We start from the raw sequence: 15,774 nt of genomic DNA on the forward strand, positions 1-15,774 counted from the left end.
TCCAGCCTCCCTCCGCGAGGGAGGCTCCAGTCAGTCTGACGACCGCGGCGGCGCGGCTCAGCCTGCGTCGCACCTGCCAGGCGCCGCCGCGCAGACTCCTGGATCAGTAACCGCGCCCGCGATCGACGAGGTGGGCGACGGGCCGGCCGTCGCGCCAGGCGCGCAGGTTGGCCGCGGCGACGCGGCTGGCGCTGCGGGCATCGGTGGCGGCAGCCGCGTGCGGCAGCAGCGTGACGCGCGGGTGGCGCCAGAACGCATGCCCGGCCGGCAGCGGCTCGCTGCGGAAGACGTCGAGCACCGCATGCCGCAGCCGGCCTGCATCCAGCGCTGCCAGCAGGTCGGCTTCGACGACGTGGGCGCCGCGGCCCAGATTGACGAAGGCCGCGCCCGGCGGCAGCGCGGCGAAGAAACGGGCGTCGACCAGGTCGTGTGTCGCCGCCGTCAGCGGCAGCAGGTTGATCACGATGTCGGCGCCAGCCAGCAGCGGCGCCAGCTCGCGCCCACGCTGCCAGTGTTCGACGCGGTAGCCCAGCGCCGCCAGCCGCGCGCCGACGGTGCCGCCCATCTCGCCGCGGCCCAGCACCAGCACCGCCACCTCGTCGGCGCGGCGCTGCGCCTGCTGCTGCCAGACGCCTGCGCGCTGCTGCGCGGCGTAGTCGAAGAAGCCGCGGTGCAGCGCCAGCACCGCCCAGAGCGCGGTCTCGGCCATCGCCGCGCTCATCGCCGGGTCGACCATGCGGGCGACCGGCAGCCCGGGCGGCAGCGTCGTGTCGGCCAGCAGGCGCTCGACGCCGGCCCAGAGCGACTGCACGAACACCAGCGACGGCATGTCGGCGAGCGCGCCCGGCACCGGATTGGCGACGACGGCGAATTCGGCGTCGCCGTGGTCGCACCACTGCGCCTCGGGCAGCGCGGCGGCCAGTTCACGCCGCCAGGCGGCGTCGACCTCGCCGGCCAGCCGGACCTTCATGCGCCGTGGCGCGCGACGGCGAGCAGGCGCGCGAGTGCGGCGTCCACCGTGGCCTCGCGCACCGCCGTGCGGTCGCCGCCCAGGCGCAGCAGCACCGCGCCGGTGTGGCCGGGCCGGGCCCAGGCCAGCCATACGGTGCCCACCGGTTTGCCCGGCACCGCGCCGCCGGGGCCGGCGATGCCGGTGACGGCGACGGTCAGCTCGACCGGCGCACGCGCCAGCAGGCCTTCGGCCATCGCCCGCGCGACTGGCTCGCTGACGGCGCCGTGGGCGGCGATCAGCTCGGCCGGAACACCCAGCAGCGTCTGCTTGGCTTCGTTGCTGTAGCTGACGACGCCACGTTCGAACCAGTCGCTGGAGCCGGCGAGCGCGGTGCAGGCGGCGGCGACCAGGCCGCCGGTGCAGCTCTCGGCGCTGGCGATGCGCCAGCCGCGCGCGCGCAGCGCGTCGGCCAATGCCAGCACCGCCGGCTCGAAGCGCTTCAGCGCCACAGCGCGACCCCGAGCGCGATCACCAGCAGCGTGCAGCCGGCGGCCACCAGGTCGTCGAAGACGATGCCGAAACCCTCGCGCCAGCCGATCGCCGCGTCGGGCAGCGGCTTGAAGCGCCGGTCGGCCCAGCCCACCGGGCCCGGTTTGGCAGCGTCGAAGAAGCGGAACAGCGCGAACGCGGCGAGCTGCATCGCCCAGCCCGCCGGCATCAGCAGCCAGAGCACGATCCAGAACGCGACCACCTCGTCCCAGACCACCGCCGACGGGTCGCCGATGCCGAGATGGCGCGCGGTGACGGCGCAGACCCAGGGCGCGATCAGCAGCCCGGCGGCGATGACGACGGCCCAGCCCAGCGGCCCGAGCCAGCGGCTGAGCACGAGGAAGGCGACCCAGGCCCAGAGCGTGCCGAAGGTGCCCGGTGCCTTGGGCGCCAGCCCGCTGCCGAAACCGAGCGCGATCCAGTGCGCCGGGTGGCGCAGCATGAACGCGGCGCTGGCACCCGAGGCGGCCATCAGGCGAAGTGGTCGAAGCCGCGTGCCGCGGGTGCCAGCGGCCGGCCGTCGGCGTCGACGATGCGCAACGCCTCGCCGGCGTCGATGCTGCCGATGCAGCTGACCGCCACCTGGGCCTCGGCGGCGGCGGCGAGCACGGCGTCGCGGCGCGAACGCGGCGCGCTGAACAGCAGCTCGTAGTCGTCGCCGCCGGCCAGCAGGCATTCGCGCTGCAGCTCGGGCGACTGCAGCGCCAGCACGCTGCTGCGCGGCAGTGCGTCGTATTCGATGGTCGCGCCGACACCTGAGAGCCGCATCACGTGGCCCAGGTCGCCGGCGAGACCGTCGCTCAGGTCGATCGCACTCGTCGCCAGGCCCCGCAGCGCCAGGCCGAGCGCGATGCGCGGCTCGGGGCATTCCATCGCCCGGCGCACCTCGTCGAAAGCGCTGCCGGGCAGCAGCGCGTTGCCGCGGAAGACCTCCAGCGCCAGACGCGCGTCGCCGAGCCGGCCGCTGACCCACAGGTCGTGGCCGGGGCGCGCGCCGCTGCGCAGCAGCGCCTGGTCGGGTGGCACCTGGCCGAAGACGGTGATGCAGATCGACAGCGGCCCGGCGGTGGTGTCGCCGCCGACGAGTTCGATGCCGTGGCGGTCGGCAAGCGCGTACAGCCCACGCGCGAAGCCGGCGAGGAACACCTCGTCGACCCGCGGCATCGACAGCGCCAGCGTGAAGGCCAGCGGCTCGGCGCCGCAGGCGGCCAGGTCCGACAGGTTCACCGCCAGCGCCTTGTGGCCCAGGCGTTCGGGCGCGACCGTCGACAGGAAGTGGCGGCCCTCGACCAGCAGGTCGGTCGAGACGGCCAGGCGCATGCCGGGCTCGAGGTCGAGCAGCGCGCAGTCGTCACCCACGCCCAGCGGCGCACGGCGCGCGGCGCGGCCGAAGTACTTCTCGATGAGTTCGAATTCGCCCAGCATCAGGCGCCGGATTCTCGCAGCAGGTTGGCGAGTTCGATCGCCGACTTGACGTTCATCTTCTCGAACACGCGCGCCCGGTGGACCTCGACGGTGCGCACGCTGATCGCGAGCTGGTCGGCGATGTTCTTGTTCGGGCGGCCGTCGACGACGAGCTGCATCACCTCGCGCTCGCGCTCGGTCAGCTCGGACAGCGAGCGCCGCACGGTGTCGGCGGCGCGGCGCCGGCCCAGCGCCTCGGCGCTGGCGATCAGCGCCAGCTCGACACGGTCGACGAGCGCGTTGTTCGAAAACGGCTTCTCGACGAAGTCGAAGGCGCCGCGCTTGACCGCGGCCACCGCCGTCGGCACGTCGCCGTGGCCGGTGAGGAAGATCACCGGCAGCGTCTCGGTCAGGCCGCGCTCGGCGAGCTGCTCGAACAGCGCCAACCCCGACAGCCCTGGCATGCGCACGTCCAGCAGCAGGCAGGACGGGGCGTCGGGCCAGGGCTGGCGGCAGCCGGCGCGAAAGGCCTCGAAAGCCTCGGCGCTGGCGAAACCTTCGGACAGCAGCCGGCGCGAACGCAGCAGCCAGGCGAGCGCGTCGCGCACGACGTCCTCGTCGTCGACGAGGTAGACCACGGGAATGCCGAGGGCGGGATCGGGGCGCATCGGCGCCAAGTATCGCCCCTCAGCCATCGGCCGCCTCGCGGCTGGAGGCCGCCGCGCCGGCCGGCGTGCGCGCCGCCGGCAACGTGAAGCGGAACTCGGTGCCGCGGCCGTCGGCGCCGGGGCCGAACTCGAGCGTGCCGCCGTGCTGCTCGACGACGGTGCGACACAGGCTGAGGCCCAGGCCCATGCCCTCGCTGCGCGTCGTGTAGAAGGGCGTGAAGAGCTGCTCGGCGACCTCGGCGGCGATGCCCGGGCCGCGGTCGGCGACGACGAACTCCACGCGCTGCGGCGAGGCCTGCTGCACACGCAGCGCCAGCACCCGGTCTTCCAGCGGCGTGTCGGTCTCCATCGCCTGGATGCCGTTGCGCGTCAGGTTCAGCAGCACCTGCTCGAGCATCGTGCGGTCGCACTCCAGCCGCGGCGCGCGCTTGGGGATGTCGAGCTCGATGCGGGTGCCGCTCTTGCGCGCCTGCAGCCGCACCAGCGGCAGCACGGCGTCGATCAGCTGGTCGGCGCCCAGGGTCTCGCGCTGCTGCACGCGCCGGCGCACGAAGTGGTGCACGCTCTTGATGACGCGGCCGGCACGTTCGGCCTGCTCGGCGATGCGTTCCAGCGCCTGGCGCATCAGCGCGTCCACCGGCCGCGACGGCGCACCTTCACCGTCGGCGTCGTCGAGCATGTTCAGCGAGCCGCTGGCGTAGCTGGCGATCGCCGCCAGCGGCTGGTTCAGCTCGTGGCTCAGCAGCGAGGCCATCTCGCCGACGGTCGCCAGGCGCGCGCTGGCCTGCAGCCGGTCCTGCTGCTGGCGCGAGAACTCCTCGATGCGGCGCTGGGCGCTGACGTCGAGCACGGTGCTCATCCAGCCGCTCTGCCGGCCCTGGCCGTCGACGAGTGCAGCCTCGTAGATCATCACCGGGAAACGTTCGCCGCTCTTGCGCATGAAAACGGTCTCGAAACCTTCGCGCGCCTCCCGCGCCGGACGCCCGGCGCCGACCAGGCGGGCACGCTGGCGCTCGGCGTAGACCTCGACGAACTCGGGCGGCCAGTACGGCGGCAGCGGCTGGCGCATCTCCTCCTCGCTGAAGCCGACCATCGCGCAGAAGGCCGGGTTGACGTAGGTGATGCGGCCGTGCAGGTCGCGCGCACGCAGGCCTGTGACCAGCGAGTCCTCCATCGCCTTGCGGAAAGCCAGCGCCTCGCCGAGCGCACGCTCGACCCGGGCGCGGCGGCGCACGTCGCGCGCCAGCAGCGACACGACGGCGAACAGCGCCAGCGACAGCCCGAGCACCAGCGCGGTGGCGACGTTCGGGATCAGGCTGGGGCGGCCGGCGGCGCTGTCGGCACGCAGCTGCAGCGCCGCCCCGGGCACGTCGATCAGGCGCTCGGCCTGGTAGATGCCGGCGCCGCGCACCAGGCCGGCACGCGCCAGCCGGGTGCCGTCGCCTTCGACGAAGCTGAGTTCGTGGCGCCGCGCCTGGCGCGGCCCGAGCGCCGCTTCGAGCAGCTGCCCCAGGCCGACGGTGCCGACGAGGTAACCCACGTCGCGGCCGGCACGCTGCAGCGGGATGCAGATGTCGATCACCTCCTGGCCGATGCCGCCCTCGCCGGGCACGAAGTAGCTGCGCGAGAAGGCCGGCGCCGCCAGGTGGCGCGCGGCGTTGCAGGCGATGCCGGCGTCGACGTCGAGCGCGACGCGCGGCATCTCCGAGAACAGCGGCACGGCGAACGGCCCGTCGACGGCGTCGGCCACGCCCAGCTGCGGGTCGCGGCGCTCGACGCGCAGCAGCAGGCGCTGTTCGCGCAGCAGCTGCTCGGCGTCGGCGCGCCAGCGTTCGGCCGGCGGGTCGCCCCAGCTCAGCGCCTGCAGCGAACGCATCAGGCCGAGCAGGTCGCGCTTCATCTCGGCGGCGGCCTCGGTCGCGATCTCGTCGGCTTCTTCCTGCGCGCGCGAGGACTCGTGGCGCAGCGTCAGCCAGACGAGCAGCGTCTGCGCCACCAGCAGCAGCGTGACGAGCGCGATCCACGGCAACCAGCGCTGCAGGCGCGGCGCGCGGACGGGGGCGTCGGGATCGGTCATCGGCAGGCGGGGCGGCGCGCGGGTGGCGCGTGGGTGGCGCAGTATCGGCTGCGGCAGCCGCGGCGCCGCTACGCAGTTTTGCGCATCGCGGCGGCCCTCGGCGGCGCTGCCTAGAATGCCCAGCTCTCGCGACGCCATCAGGAGACAGGGATGTCAAGCCCCGAAGACAAGCGCGCCGAGCTGCGTCGCGCCGCGCTCGAATATCACGAACTGCCGACCCCCGGCAAACTGGCCATCGCCGCCACCAAGCAGATGGTCAACCAGCGCGACCTGGCGCTGGCCTATTCGCCCGGTGTCGCCTTCGCCTGCGAGGAGATCGTCGCCGACCCGGCGGCCGCCTTCCGCTACACCTCGCGTGGCAACCTGGTCGCCGTCGTCACCAACGGCAGCGCCGTGCTCGGCCTGGGCGACATCGGCCCGCTGGCGGCCAAGCCGGTGATGGAAGGCAAGGCGGTGCTGTTCAAGAAGTTCGCCGGCATCGACGTCTTCGACCTCGAGGTGCAGGAGAAGGACCTCGACCGCCTCGTCGACCACATCGCCGCGCTCGAGCCCACCTTCGGCGGCATCAACCTCGAGGACATCAAGGCGCCGGACTGCTTCTACGTCGAGCGCAAGCTGCGCGAGCGCATGAAGATCCCGGTCTTCCACGACGACCAGCACGGCACCGCCATCGTCGTCGGCGCCGCGGCGCTGAACGCGCTGAAGGTCGTCGGCAAGCGCATAGACGAGATCAAGCTCGTCGCCAGCGGCGCCGGCGCCGCGGCGCTGGCCTGCCTGGGGCTGCTGGTCAAGCTGGGCGTGCGGCGCGAGAACATCTGGGTCACGGACCTGGCCGGCGTCGTCTACCAGGGCCGCACCGAGCTGATGGACGCCGACAAGGCGCAGTTCGCGCAAGCCACCTCGGCGCGCACGCTGCGCGAAGTCATCGAGGGCGCCGACATGTTCCTCGGCCTGTCCGCCGGCGGCGTGCTCAAGCCCGCGATGGTGGCGGCGATGGCAGCGCAGCCCATCGTCTTCGCGCTCGCCAACCCGACGCCCGAGATCCTGCCCGAGGAGGTGAAGGCGGTGCGCTCCGACGCCGTCATCGCCACCGGCCGCAGCGACTACCCGAACCAGGTCAACAACGTCCTGTGTTTCCCGTACATCTTCCGCGGCACGCTCGACTGCGGCGCGACCACGGTGACCGACGAGATGGAGATCGCCGCGGTGCACGCGATCGCCGAGCTCGCCCAGGCCGAGCAGAACGACGTCGTCGCCGCGGCCTACGGCGGCCAGTCGCTGTCCTTCGGGCCCGAATACCTGATCCCCAAGCCCTTCGACCCGCGGCTGATGATGAAGATCGCGCCCGCCGTGGCCGCGGCTGCCGAGGCCGGCGGCGTCGCGCTGCGGCCGGTCGGCGACTTCGACGCCTACCGCGACAAGCTGCAGGCCTTCGTCTACGCCTCGGGCCAGACGATGAGGCCGATCTTCAACATCGCCAAACGCGCGACGGCAAGGCGTGTCGCCTACGCCGAGGGCGAGGACGAACGTGTGCTGCGTGCGGTGCAGGTGGTGCTGGACGAAGGCCTGGCGCAGCCGACGCTGATCGGCCGGCCGGCGGTGATCGCGCGGCGCATCGACACGCTCGGGCTGCGCCTGAAGGAAGGCCTGGACTACGAGGTCGTCAACGTCGAGCAGGACAGCCGCTACCGCGACTTCTGGCAGACCTACCACCGCATGGCCGAGCGCAAGGGCGTGACGCAGCAGGTGGCCAAGATCGAGATGCGGCGGCGGCTGACGCTGATCGGCTCGATGCTGCTGGCCAAGGGCGATGTCGACGCGCTGCTCTGCGGCACCTGGGGCACGACCGCCAGCCACCTGCAGTACATCGACCAGGTGATCGGCAAACGCCCTGGCGCCAGCGTCTACGCCTGCATGAACGGGCTGATCCTGCCGGGGCGCCAGGTCTTCCTCGTCGACACCCACGTCAACTACGACCCGACGGCCGAGGAACTGGCCGAGATCGCGGCGATGGCCGGCGACGAGATGCTGCGACTGGGCATAGAGCCCAAGGCGGCGCTGCTGTCGCACTCCAACTTCGGCACCAGCGACCAGCCGAGCGCGATCAAGGTGCGGCGCGCACTGGCGCTGCTGCGCGAACGTGCGCCCTGGCTCGAGGTCGACGGCGAGATGCATGGCGACATCGCGCTCGACGGCGAGGCACGCGCGGCACTGATGCCCAACGGCACGCTGCGCGGCGACGCCAACCTGATGGTGCTGCCCAACATCGACGCCGCCAACATCGCCTACAACCTGCTGAAGACCGCCGCCAGCGGCGGCATCGCGATCGGCCCGGTGCTGCTGGGCGCCGCCAAGCCGGTGCACGTGCTGACGCCCTCGGCCACGGTGCGCCGCATCGTCAACATGACTGCGCTCGCGGTCGCGGACGCCAACGTGCTGAGATAACCCCGCGGTTACATCGTCGAAACCCATGTGGGCGCCTACTCACGTAGCGCGCCCCTTGCTCTATTTTGAGGCAGCGCCTTGAGTTTTCGGCGCGCCGACGGTACCATCGCGGTTTGTTCTTTCAGGGTTGACCCGTGTTCTGGTCCGGACAGGCCGACAGGAGCACCGCGCTCCGGCAGGCGGTTTGCAGGTGGGCTCTCGCGATCGCGGTGGGCTCGGGCCTGGCGGCCGGCGCAGCGGTCCAGGCACGCCCGGCGGCACCAAGCGACCAGGCCGCCAGCGTCTCCCTCGAAGAACTCCCGGTCCCAGCGCAGAAGACCTACCGCCTGATCCGTTCGGGCGGCCCGTTCCCGTACTCGAAGGACGCCAGCGTCTTCTCCAACCGTGAACGTTTGCTCCCGCCCAAGACACGCGGCTATTACCGGGAGTACACCGTCCCGACTCCGGGCGCGCGCAATCGCGGCGCCCGCCGCATCGTCTGTGGTGGCGTACAGCCCACCGTTCCGGATGCCTGTTTCTACACCGCCGACCACTACGCGAGCTTCAGACGCATCGCAGCAGCGGACGCGCGGTGAACCGTTTTTCTTGATCCCTACGAGGAGGCACGCGACCATGGAGTTGCAGACCGTCCGACCCAACATCGTCCAGGCGATACGGGCCTACCGTGTCGATGACCTGATGCAGGCCGCCGGCAACGCCGGCCAGCATTTCCTGTACGCCAATCTGTCGGCCGCCCAGTCCAAGCAGGAAGTACTGGAGGCCATCGCAGCGGCGTTTCTCTTTCCGGCCCACTTCGGCAAGAACCTCGACGCGCTGTACGACTGCATGACCGACCTCGTGCACAAGTCCGGCGCGCAGCCGGGTTTCGTCGTCGTGCTCGAGCAGATCCCGGACAACCCGCGCTTCGACCGCGAGGCGCGTGAGCAACTGCTCGACGTCTTCCGCGATGCCGCAGACTTCTGGGGCGAACGGCGCATACCGTTCAGGTGTTTCTATTCTTTTCAGTAGCCCGCTCCCAAGATAACGGGTCATGGGAGCGGGCTGCTGAAACGGCCCAGAACACGACGGTCAAGCCGGCCGCCAAGGTGGTTTCGAAGAACGGTCAGAACCCGAACTTCGGAATGAACATGCCGATGATGTGCAGCGCGTTCGACACCGCTGCCTGGCTCAACGCGGCCTGATCGTCAGCCGCCGGCGGCGAGGGCGCGAGCCAGCGCCAGGTACTCGGCCACCGGCACTTCCTCGGCGCGGCGCTGCAGGTCGAACCCGACCTCGGCGCCGCGTTGTTCCAGCCAGCGTCCGAGCGAGTGCCGCAGCAGCTTGCGCCGCTGCGAGAACGCCACCGTCACCAGCTCGCCCAGCAGCGCGGCGTCTATGCCTTCGGCCGCCGCCAGCGGCTGCATGCGCACCACGGCCGAATCGACGCGCGGCGGCGGGTCGAAGGCCTCGGGCGGCACGTCGAGCACGGCCTCGATGTCGTAGCGCCACTGCAGCATCACCGACAGCCGGCCGTAGTCCTTGCAGCCGGGCGCGGCGGCCATGCGGTCGACGACTTCCTTCTGCAGCATGAAGTGCTGGTCGACGACGTGCTCGACCGACTCCAGCAGGTGGAACAGGATGGGCGTCGAGATGTTGTAGGGCAGATTGCCGACGACACGCAGCGGCTTCCCGGCCGCCGCCGCCAGCGCGGCGAAGTCCACCTTCAGCACATCGGCCTCGACGACATCCAGCTCCGGCCGGCGGCGCAGGCGCGCGGCCAGGTCGCGGTCGAGCTCGATCACCGTCAGGCGCTCGATGCGTTCGAGCAGCGGCAACGTCATCGCGCCCAGCCCGGGCCCGATCTCGACCATGGCCTCGCCCGGACGCGGATCGATCGCGTCGACGATCGCGTCGATCACCGAGTCGTCGGCCAGGAAGTGCTGGCCGAACCGTTTGCGCGGCAGGTGTTTCAAATCGGAGGTTCGCGCATCTCGATGTAGGCGCGGTCGCGCAGGTCCTTGGCCCACTCGGAGTAGGCGTCGTCGAACTTGCGTTCGCGCAGCACGTTGCGCGCCTGATCGCGCACCTGGCGCGCTTCGACGGCGATGTCGCGACGTTCGACGACCTGGATCAGGTGCACGCCGAAACGCGAGACCACCGGCTCGGAGACGCCGCCGATCGGGAGCTTGTTCATCGCGTCCTCGAACTCCGGCACCATCGTGCCGGGCGAGAACCAGCCGAGATCGCCCCCCGACGGCGCCGAGCCGTCTTCGGAATACTGGCGCGCAATGTCCTCGAAGCGGCGCTGGCCGGACTCGATCTGGCGCCTGAAATCGGCCAGGCGCCGGGTGGCGACCTCGGGGCTGACCTGCTCCGAGCTGCGCACGAGGATGTGGCGCGCATGCGTCTGCGTCACGCGCAGCGCCGAGGTCTCCTTGCGCTCCAGGACCTTGATCACGTGGAAGCCCGCGCCCGACCGCACCAGCTCGGGCTTGGTCTCGCCGGCCGCCACGTCGCGCACCGCGTCGACGAAGAGGTCGGGCAGCCGCGCCGCCGGGCGCAGGCCGATGACGCCGCCACGCTCCTTGTTCGCGTCCTCGGAGATCTCGCGTGCGACGGTGGCGAAGTCCTCGCCGGCACGCACCCGCGCCAGCGCACGTTCGGCGCGCGCCTTGCGCGCGCCAACCACCGTATCGTCGCCGCCCTCGGGCACGATGACCAGGATCTGGGCGAGGTTCAGCTCGATGTCGGCCTGGGTCTCGATCTTCTGGTCGGCCAGGTAGCGGTCGACCTCGCCGTCGGTGATGCGGATGCGCTGGTAGACCTCGCGCTCGCGCACCCGCTCGATCATGATCTGGTCGCGCAGGTTGGCGCGAAAGCGGGCGTAGTCGATGCCCTCGCTGCGCAGGCGCGCACGCAGCTGATCGGCGCTGATCTGGTTCTGCGCGGCGACGCTCTGGACCGCACGGTCGAGCTCGGGCTCCTCGACCCGCATGCCGCTGTCGCGCGCGTAGGTGACGATCACGCGCTCCTCGATCAGTTCGTCGAGCACACGCTTGCGCACGGCATCGACCGCCGGCGCCTGGCCGCCGGCGCGGGCCGCCTGTTGCAGCTCGCGTTGCAGCCGGGCCTCGACCTCGGCGGCGGTGACGGCCTCCTGGTTGACGATGGCGACGATGTAGTCGCCGTTGCGCACGCGCTGTTGCGCCGGGGCCGTGACGGCCGCCGCTGCCAGCACCAGCGCCAGCGCGGCGCGGCGCCAGACGTTTTGAGGATCGGTCATTCGTCGGAGGAAATGGGGTCGCGGCGTTCTTCGCGCAGCAGGGTGTAGCCGGGGATATTGTCCTTCAAGACCCCCAGCGGGTTGGAGCCCAGGCGCGACAGGCCGACGAGCTCGAGCTGGAACATCAGCCGTGTCGTCGCCTCGCTGCGCCCGGTGGACAGGCGCTCGGCGACGAAACGGCCGATCCAGCAGCCGGCGTCGTACTCGACGCCGAGGATGGAATCGGTGATGCGGCTGTCCTTCATGCTGTAGTTGAAGCGCCCGACGCCGTACCAGGTGCCGCTGCAGCTGCCGCCACCGCCGGCGGCAGCGCCGATCATCGAGCGCGTGCCGCGTTCGGCCGTGGTCGGCACGCGCCCGGACAGCGGCCACTGCCAGCCGAGCTCGACCTGCTCGCTCAGGCCGCGCGCGAAGCGGTAGGTGGCGCTGACGGTGCGGAACGGCCCCGGCGAGTAACGCGCCCCGACGACCGAGCGCACCGTGCGCGAGATCTCGGGGCTGTACTGCAGCGTGCCGTCCAGCGTCCAGCTCGGCACGAGCGAGGTCGAGCCCAGCAGCAGCACGTCGGAGAAGGGCTGGTCGAAGGTCTCGCCGTCGGGCGTGCCGTCGGCCTGGGAGGTGACGCGCTGGTCCGAGAACAGGTAGCGCTGCACCACGCCCAGCCGGAACAGCTCCTTGCCGTTGGCGGCGTCGACGACACGCGAGGTCACGCCCGCGGTCAGCTGGTTCGCGTCCGAGACGCGGTCGACGCCGGAAAAGATGTTGGGCGAGTAGATCGACTGGAAGTTGAAGTCCTTGCCGAAGGAATCGAAGTTCGGCAGGTCGGACTGCTTCTCGTAAGGCGTGCGCACGTACAGCAGGCGCGGCTCCAGCGTCTGGCGCAGCGCACGGCCGAAACCCGAGGTCTCGCGTTCGAGCTCGAGGCCGAAGTCCAGGCTGAAGGTCGGCACGCTGCGCGAGGCGCTGCGGTCGCCGTCGGCCATGCGCTGGTCGGTGCGGTAGCTGGCGGCGTTGAGCGCCAGCCGCGGCTCCAGCCACCAGCCGGGGTCGCCAAAACGCCGCGACAGCGAGGCCAGCAGGTGCACGCGGTCGCCGGTGAGGCGGGTGCCGTCGTCTTCACCGACCGGCAGCGTGAAGCGGTTGAACTCGGTCTCGGCGCTGTAGCGCAGCCCGGCGCCGGCACCGCCGCCCAGTCGCAGGCCGACCTGCGGGCTGCGCTGGTAAGGCGAGGTGACGAGCTGGTCGCTGTCCTGCAGCACCTGCCAGCGCTGCGTACGCACATAGGCCAGACCCTCGCTGTCGCCCAGGTGCAGCGCCTGCTCGATGCGCGCGTCCGAGCCCAGCAGGCGCGGCGTCAGGCTGCGGCGGGAATCGGGGAAGTCCTTCCACCAGCCGTCGTCGGAGACATGGCGGAAGTCGGCCGAGTAGAAGCCCGAGCCGCCGAAACGCCCTTCGTGCTCCCAGTGCCAGGCGCTGCGCGAGCGGTCGGCCACCCGGTCGTTGGGCAGCACGTCGAGGTCGAGCGTGCCGCCGAGCGAGCGCTCGAGGTAGCGGAACTGGGTCTGCAGCCCGGCACCGCGCTTCGTCGACAGCCAGGGCGCGATCGTCGCGTCGCGGTTCGGGGCGATGTTCCAGTAGTACGGGACGGTCAGTTCCAGGCCGCTGCGGCTGTCCAGCCCGATCGACGGCGGCAGCCAGCCCGACTTGCGCTCGTCGGTCAGCGGGAAACTGATCGACGGCCCGGCGAGGATGGGCGCCCCGAGGAACCGCAGCACCGCGCCGTCGGCGACCCCTTCGTTGGCGTCGAAGTCCAGGCGCACCTCGCGCGCCTCCAGCACCCAGGCCGGGTCGCCGCTGCCGTCGCGCGGGCAGCTGGTGTAGATCGCGTTGGACAGCTTGGCGCGCGAGCTGTCGATGAAGTCGATGCGCTCGGCGTGGCCGCCGGCGCCGAACTCCAGCAGCTCGAACTCGGGCGACAGGAAGAAGCCCTCGAAGCGCTGCACCCGCAGCTGCAGTTCCGGGCCTTCGTAGATCGCGCCGGCGCGTTCGATGCGCACATGGCCGCGGGCAACCGCCAGATCCTCGGCCTGGTCGTAGCTCAGGCGGTCGGACTGGATGACGGTGCCGCCGCGGCGGAACTCGACCTCGCCTTCGGCGACGGCGTCGAGATTGGGACGAGCACGAACCTCCTGCGCCCTCAGCACGATGGGCAGGCGGCGGCCTGCCTCGCCGCCGGGCGGGGCTTCGAGCTTGCGGTCGGGAATCAGCTTCGGCGCGGACTGCAGCCCGTTTTCGGCCGGGGCGTCGGGGCTTTGCGCCCGAATGCCCGCGCCGACGAACAGCAGTCCCGCCGCCAGCGCCAGCGGTGTCAGTCGCATTTGTAGAATCGATTATCCATGAGGCCCAGCCTGCCAACCCCCACCGTCGTCTGGTCCGACGAAGGCCGACGCCAGGCGTTCGAACGCTGGCTCGACGCCATCGCCGAACGCCACCGCATCGACCGCACGACCCTCGCCCCCGCGTCCGCCGACGCGAGCTTCCGCCGCTACCTGCGTGTGGCCGCCGGCAACGGCAGCCTGATCGTGATGGACGCGCCGCCGCCGCAGGAGGACGTGCGCCCCTTCGTGCACGTCGCCGGCCTGATCGAAGCCGCCGGGCTGCACGCGCCGCAGGTGCTGGAATGCGACGCCGAACAGGGTTTCGTGCTGCTCACCGACCTGGGCCAGCAGCTCTACCTGGACGCGCTGCGCGCCGAGGGCCCCCACGCCGATGCGCTGATGCGCGACGCGCTGCGCGCGCTGCTGCAGTTCCAGGCGCAGGTGCCGGCGGATTCGCTGCCACCCTATGACGAGGCGCTGCTGCGGCGCGAGCTCGCGCTCTTTCCCGAGTGGTGCGTGCAGCGCGAGTTCGGCATCGTCTGGGGCGACAAGGAGCAGCGAGCCTGGAGCCGTGTCTGCGACGCGCTCGTCGCCAGCGCGCTCGCCCAGCCGCAGGTGGCGGTGCACCGCGACTGGATGCCGCGCAACCTGATGGTGGCCGAACCCAACCCCGGCATCCTGGACTTCCAGGACGCGGTGCGCGGGCCCATCACCTACGACCTGGCCTCGCTGCTGCGCGATGCCTTCCTGTCCTGGGACGAGGCGCAGGAGATCGACTGGGCGGTGCGCTGGTGGGAGCAGGCGCGCCGCGCCGGCCTGCCGCTGGGTGACGCGATGGGCCACGACTTCGGCGAGTTCTGGCGGGCGCTCGAGTGGATGGGGCTGCAGCGCCACCTGAAGGTGCTGGGCATCTTCTGCCGCCTGAAGCACCGCGACGGCAAGCCGCACTACGCCGAGGATCTGCCGCGTTTCTTCGCCTACGCGAGCAAGGTGGCGCTGCGCTACGCGCCGCTCAAGCCCCTGCTGCCGCTGCTCGAGCCGATGTCCGGCCAGCGCGTCGGCACCGGCTTCACCTTCTAGGCCACACGCGCCAGCCCCGGGGCGCCGGTGGCGGCCAGCCAGGGGTCGCGGTCGTCGCCGCCGAAGAGCTGGATCAGGAACTCGAGCAGCGCGCGCGTGCGCGCCGGCACGTGTTTGCGGCTGGGCATCGCGGCCCAGATCGACAGCCCGTCCAGGCGCCACTGCGGCAGCACTCGCTCCAGCCGCCCGAGCGCCAGCGCGTCCTCCAGCGCCAGCGTCGGCAGCCCGGCGATGCCCAGGCCGGCCAGCGCCGCGGCGAGCTGGCTCTCGGTCTCGTGGCAGCGCAGCGCCGGCGCACGCTCCGGCAGCACGGTGCGGGCCTCCTCGTCCGGCCCCGGCTCGCCGCGCAGCAGCACCAGGCCGCGCGGCAGCAGCGCCGAAGGCTGCATCAGCAGCTCGTGGCGCGCCAGTTCGTGCGGGTACCGCGGCCGGCCGTGGCGCGCCAGGTATTCGGGCGAGGCGCAGGCGACGACCTCCGAGCGCGCCAGCCGCCGGGCGACGAAATCGCCGTCGATAGGCCCGCGCAGCGTCAGCAGCGTGATGTCGAAGTCCTCGTCGACGGTCTCGACATGGGCTGGCGCCGACAGCTCGATCGAGACCTGCGGATGCAGCGCCCCGAAGCGCGGCAGGTGGCGCAGGATCTGGTGCGTGGCCAGCGCCGACGGGCACAGCAGCCGCAGCTGCCCGCTCAGGTCGCGCGTGGCTTCGCCGGCCAGCGTGTCGGCTTCGTCGACGTCGGCCAGGATGCGGCGCGCACGCTCGAGATAGGCGTCGCCGACGTCGGTGAGCGCGACACGCCGCGTCGTACGGTTCAGCAGCCGCGCGCCGAGATGGGCCTCGAGCTCGGCGACGACACGCGTGACCACCGGCGGCGCCATGTCCAGCACACGCGCCGCCTTCGCGAAGCCGCCTTCGTCGACGACACGCACGAAGACCTTCATCGCGCGCAACTGGTCCAT

At 71.7% G+C, this 15,774-nt stretch carries 15 protein-coding genes; 5 read left to right on the plus strand and 10 right to left on the minus strand.

Features of this window, described 5'->3' with window-relative positions; all coding sequences use genetic code 11:
* Nucleotides 1-103: 103 nt before the first annotated feature.
* Genes CKO43_RS04030 through CKO43_RS04055 form a run of 6 tightly spaced genes read right to left on the minus strand, consistent with a single transcriptional unit; the run spans nt 104 to nt 5,650 of the window.
* Nucleotides 104-970: a 2-hydroxyacid dehydrogenase gene (locus CKO43_RS04030; RefSeq protein ID WP_200377899.1), complete on the minus strand. Its 867-nt coding sequence runs from the start codon at nt 968-970 to the stop codon at nt 104-106.
* On the minus strand, nt 967-1,461 hold the full coding sequence (locus CKO43_RS04035; protein WP_200377900.1) for a nicotinamide-nucleotide amidohydrolase family protein: 495 nt from the start codon (nt 1,459-1,461) through the stop codon (nt 967-969). The genes CKO43_RS04030 and CKO43_RS04035 overlap by 4 nt, the downstream gene beginning before the upstream one ends.
* A complete protein-coding gene (locus CKO43_RS04040) occupies nt 1,452-1,973 on the minus strand; it encodes a phosphatidylglycerophosphatase A family protein (RefSeq protein WP_200377901.1) in 522 nt (173 codons plus the stop codon). Before CKO43_RS04040 ends, CKO43_RS04035 begins: the two co-directional genes overlap by 10 nt.
* Nucleotides 1,973-2,923: a thiamine-phosphate kinase gene (gene thiL, locus CKO43_RS04045; protein ID WP_200227022.1), complete on the minus strand. Its 951-nt coding sequence runs from the start codon at nt 2,921-2,923 to the stop codon at nt 1,973-1,975. Before thiL ends, CKO43_RS04040 begins: the two co-directional genes overlap by 1 nt.
* Before the next feature lie 2 nt (nt 2,924-2,925).
* Nucleotides 2,926-3,573, minus strand: coding sequence for a response regulator transcription factor (locus CKO43_RS04050; RefSeq protein WP_200377902.1), 648 nt, complete (start codon nt 3,571-3,573; stop codon nt 2,926-2,928).
* Nucleotides 3,574-3,592: 19 nt separating this feature from the next.
* Nucleotides 3,593-5,650, minus strand: a complete 2,058-nt coding sequence (locus CKO43_RS04055) for a sensor histidine kinase (protein ID WP_200226918.1) — start codon at nt 5,648-5,650, stop codon at nt 3,593-3,595.
* A gap of 150 nt (nt 5,651-5,800) precedes the next feature.
* On the opposite strand from CKO43_RS04055, the gene CKO43_RS04060 reads away from it, so the two are divergent.
* From CKO43_RS04060 to CKO43_RS04075, 4 genes are all read left to right on the plus strand, one after another.
* The gene (locus CKO43_RS04060) at nt 5,801-8,095 is read left to right on the plus strand and encodes an NADP-dependent malic enzyme (protein WP_200377903.1); all 2,295 of its coding nucleotides are present in this window, start codon (nt 5,801-5,803) and stop codon (nt 8,093-8,095) included.
* Between the two features lie 134 nt (nt 8,096-8,229).
* The gene (locus CKO43_RS04065; RefSeq protein ID WP_200377904.1) at nt 8,230-8,670 is read left to right on the plus strand and encodes a ribonuclease domain-containing protein; all 441 of its coding nucleotides are present in this window, start codon (nt 8,230-8,232) and stop codon (nt 8,668-8,670) included.
* A 37-nt stretch (nt 8,671-8,707) separates the two neighbouring features.
* A complete protein-coding gene (locus tag CKO43_RS04070; RefSeq protein WP_200226924.1) occupies nt 8,708-9,103 on the plus strand; it encodes a barstar family protein in 396 nt (131 codons plus the stop codon).
* Nucleotides 9,082-9,276, plus strand: coding sequence for a hypothetical protein (locus CKO43_RS04075; RefSeq protein ID WP_200377905.1), 195 nt, complete (start codon nt 9,082-9,084; stop codon nt 9,274-9,276). Before CKO43_RS04070 ends, CKO43_RS04075 begins: the two co-directional genes overlap by 22 nt.
* A 3-nt stretch (nt 9,277-9,279) precedes the next feature.
* Here CKO43_RS04075 and rsmA read toward each other — a convergent pair whose 3' ends face one another.
* Genes rsmA through CKO43_RS04090 form a run of 3 tightly spaced genes read right to left on the minus strand, consistent with a single transcriptional unit; the run spans nt 9,280 to nt 13,735 of the window.
* Nucleotides 9,280-10,047, minus strand: a complete 768-nt coding sequence (gene rsmA / locus CKO43_RS04080) for a 16S rRNA (adenine(1518)-N(6)/adenine(1519)-N(6))-dimethyltransferase RsmA (RefSeq protein WP_200377906.1) — start codon at nt 10,045-10,047, stop codon at nt 9,280-9,282.
* A complete protein-coding gene (locus CKO43_RS04085) occupies nt 10,044-11,357 on the minus strand; it encodes a peptidylprolyl isomerase (protein ID WP_200377907.1) in 1,314 nt (437 codons plus the stop codon). The genes rsmA and CKO43_RS04085 overlap by 4 nt, the downstream gene beginning before the upstream one ends.
* On the minus strand, nt 11,354-13,735 hold the full coding sequence (locus CKO43_RS04090) for an LPS-assembly protein LptD (protein ID WP_200377908.1): 2,382 nt from the start codon (nt 13,733-13,735) through the stop codon (nt 11,354-11,356). The genes CKO43_RS04085 and CKO43_RS04090 overlap by 4 nt, the downstream gene beginning before the upstream one ends.
* A gap of 18 nt (nt 13,736-13,753) precedes the next feature.
* Here CKO43_RS04090 and CKO43_RS04095 point away from each other — a divergent pair, with 18 nt between their 5' ends.
* Complete coding sequence (locus tag CKO43_RS04095; RefSeq protein ID WP_200226929.1) at nt 13,754-14,815, plus strand: aminoglycoside phosphotransferase family protein; 1,062 nt, start codon at nt 13,754-13,756, stop codon at nt 14,813-14,815.
* Here CKO43_RS04095 and CKO43_RS04100 read toward each other — a convergent pair.
* Nucleotides 14,812-15,774 (minus strand): LysR family transcriptional regulator, encoded by a 963-nt coding sequence (locus CKO43_RS04100; RefSeq protein ID WP_200226930.1) that lies wholly within the window; start codon nt 15,772-15,774, stop codon nt 14,812-14,814. The two genes, CKO43_RS04095 and CKO43_RS04100, sit on opposite strands and share 4 nt — an antisense overlap.

This window comes from Rubrivivax gelatinosus (genome assembly GCF_016583785.1).
In the GTDB taxonomy this organism is placed as follows: Bacteria; Pseudomonadota; Gammaproteobacteria; order Burkholderiales; family Burkholderiaceae_C; genus Rubrivivax; species Rubrivivax gelatinosus_B.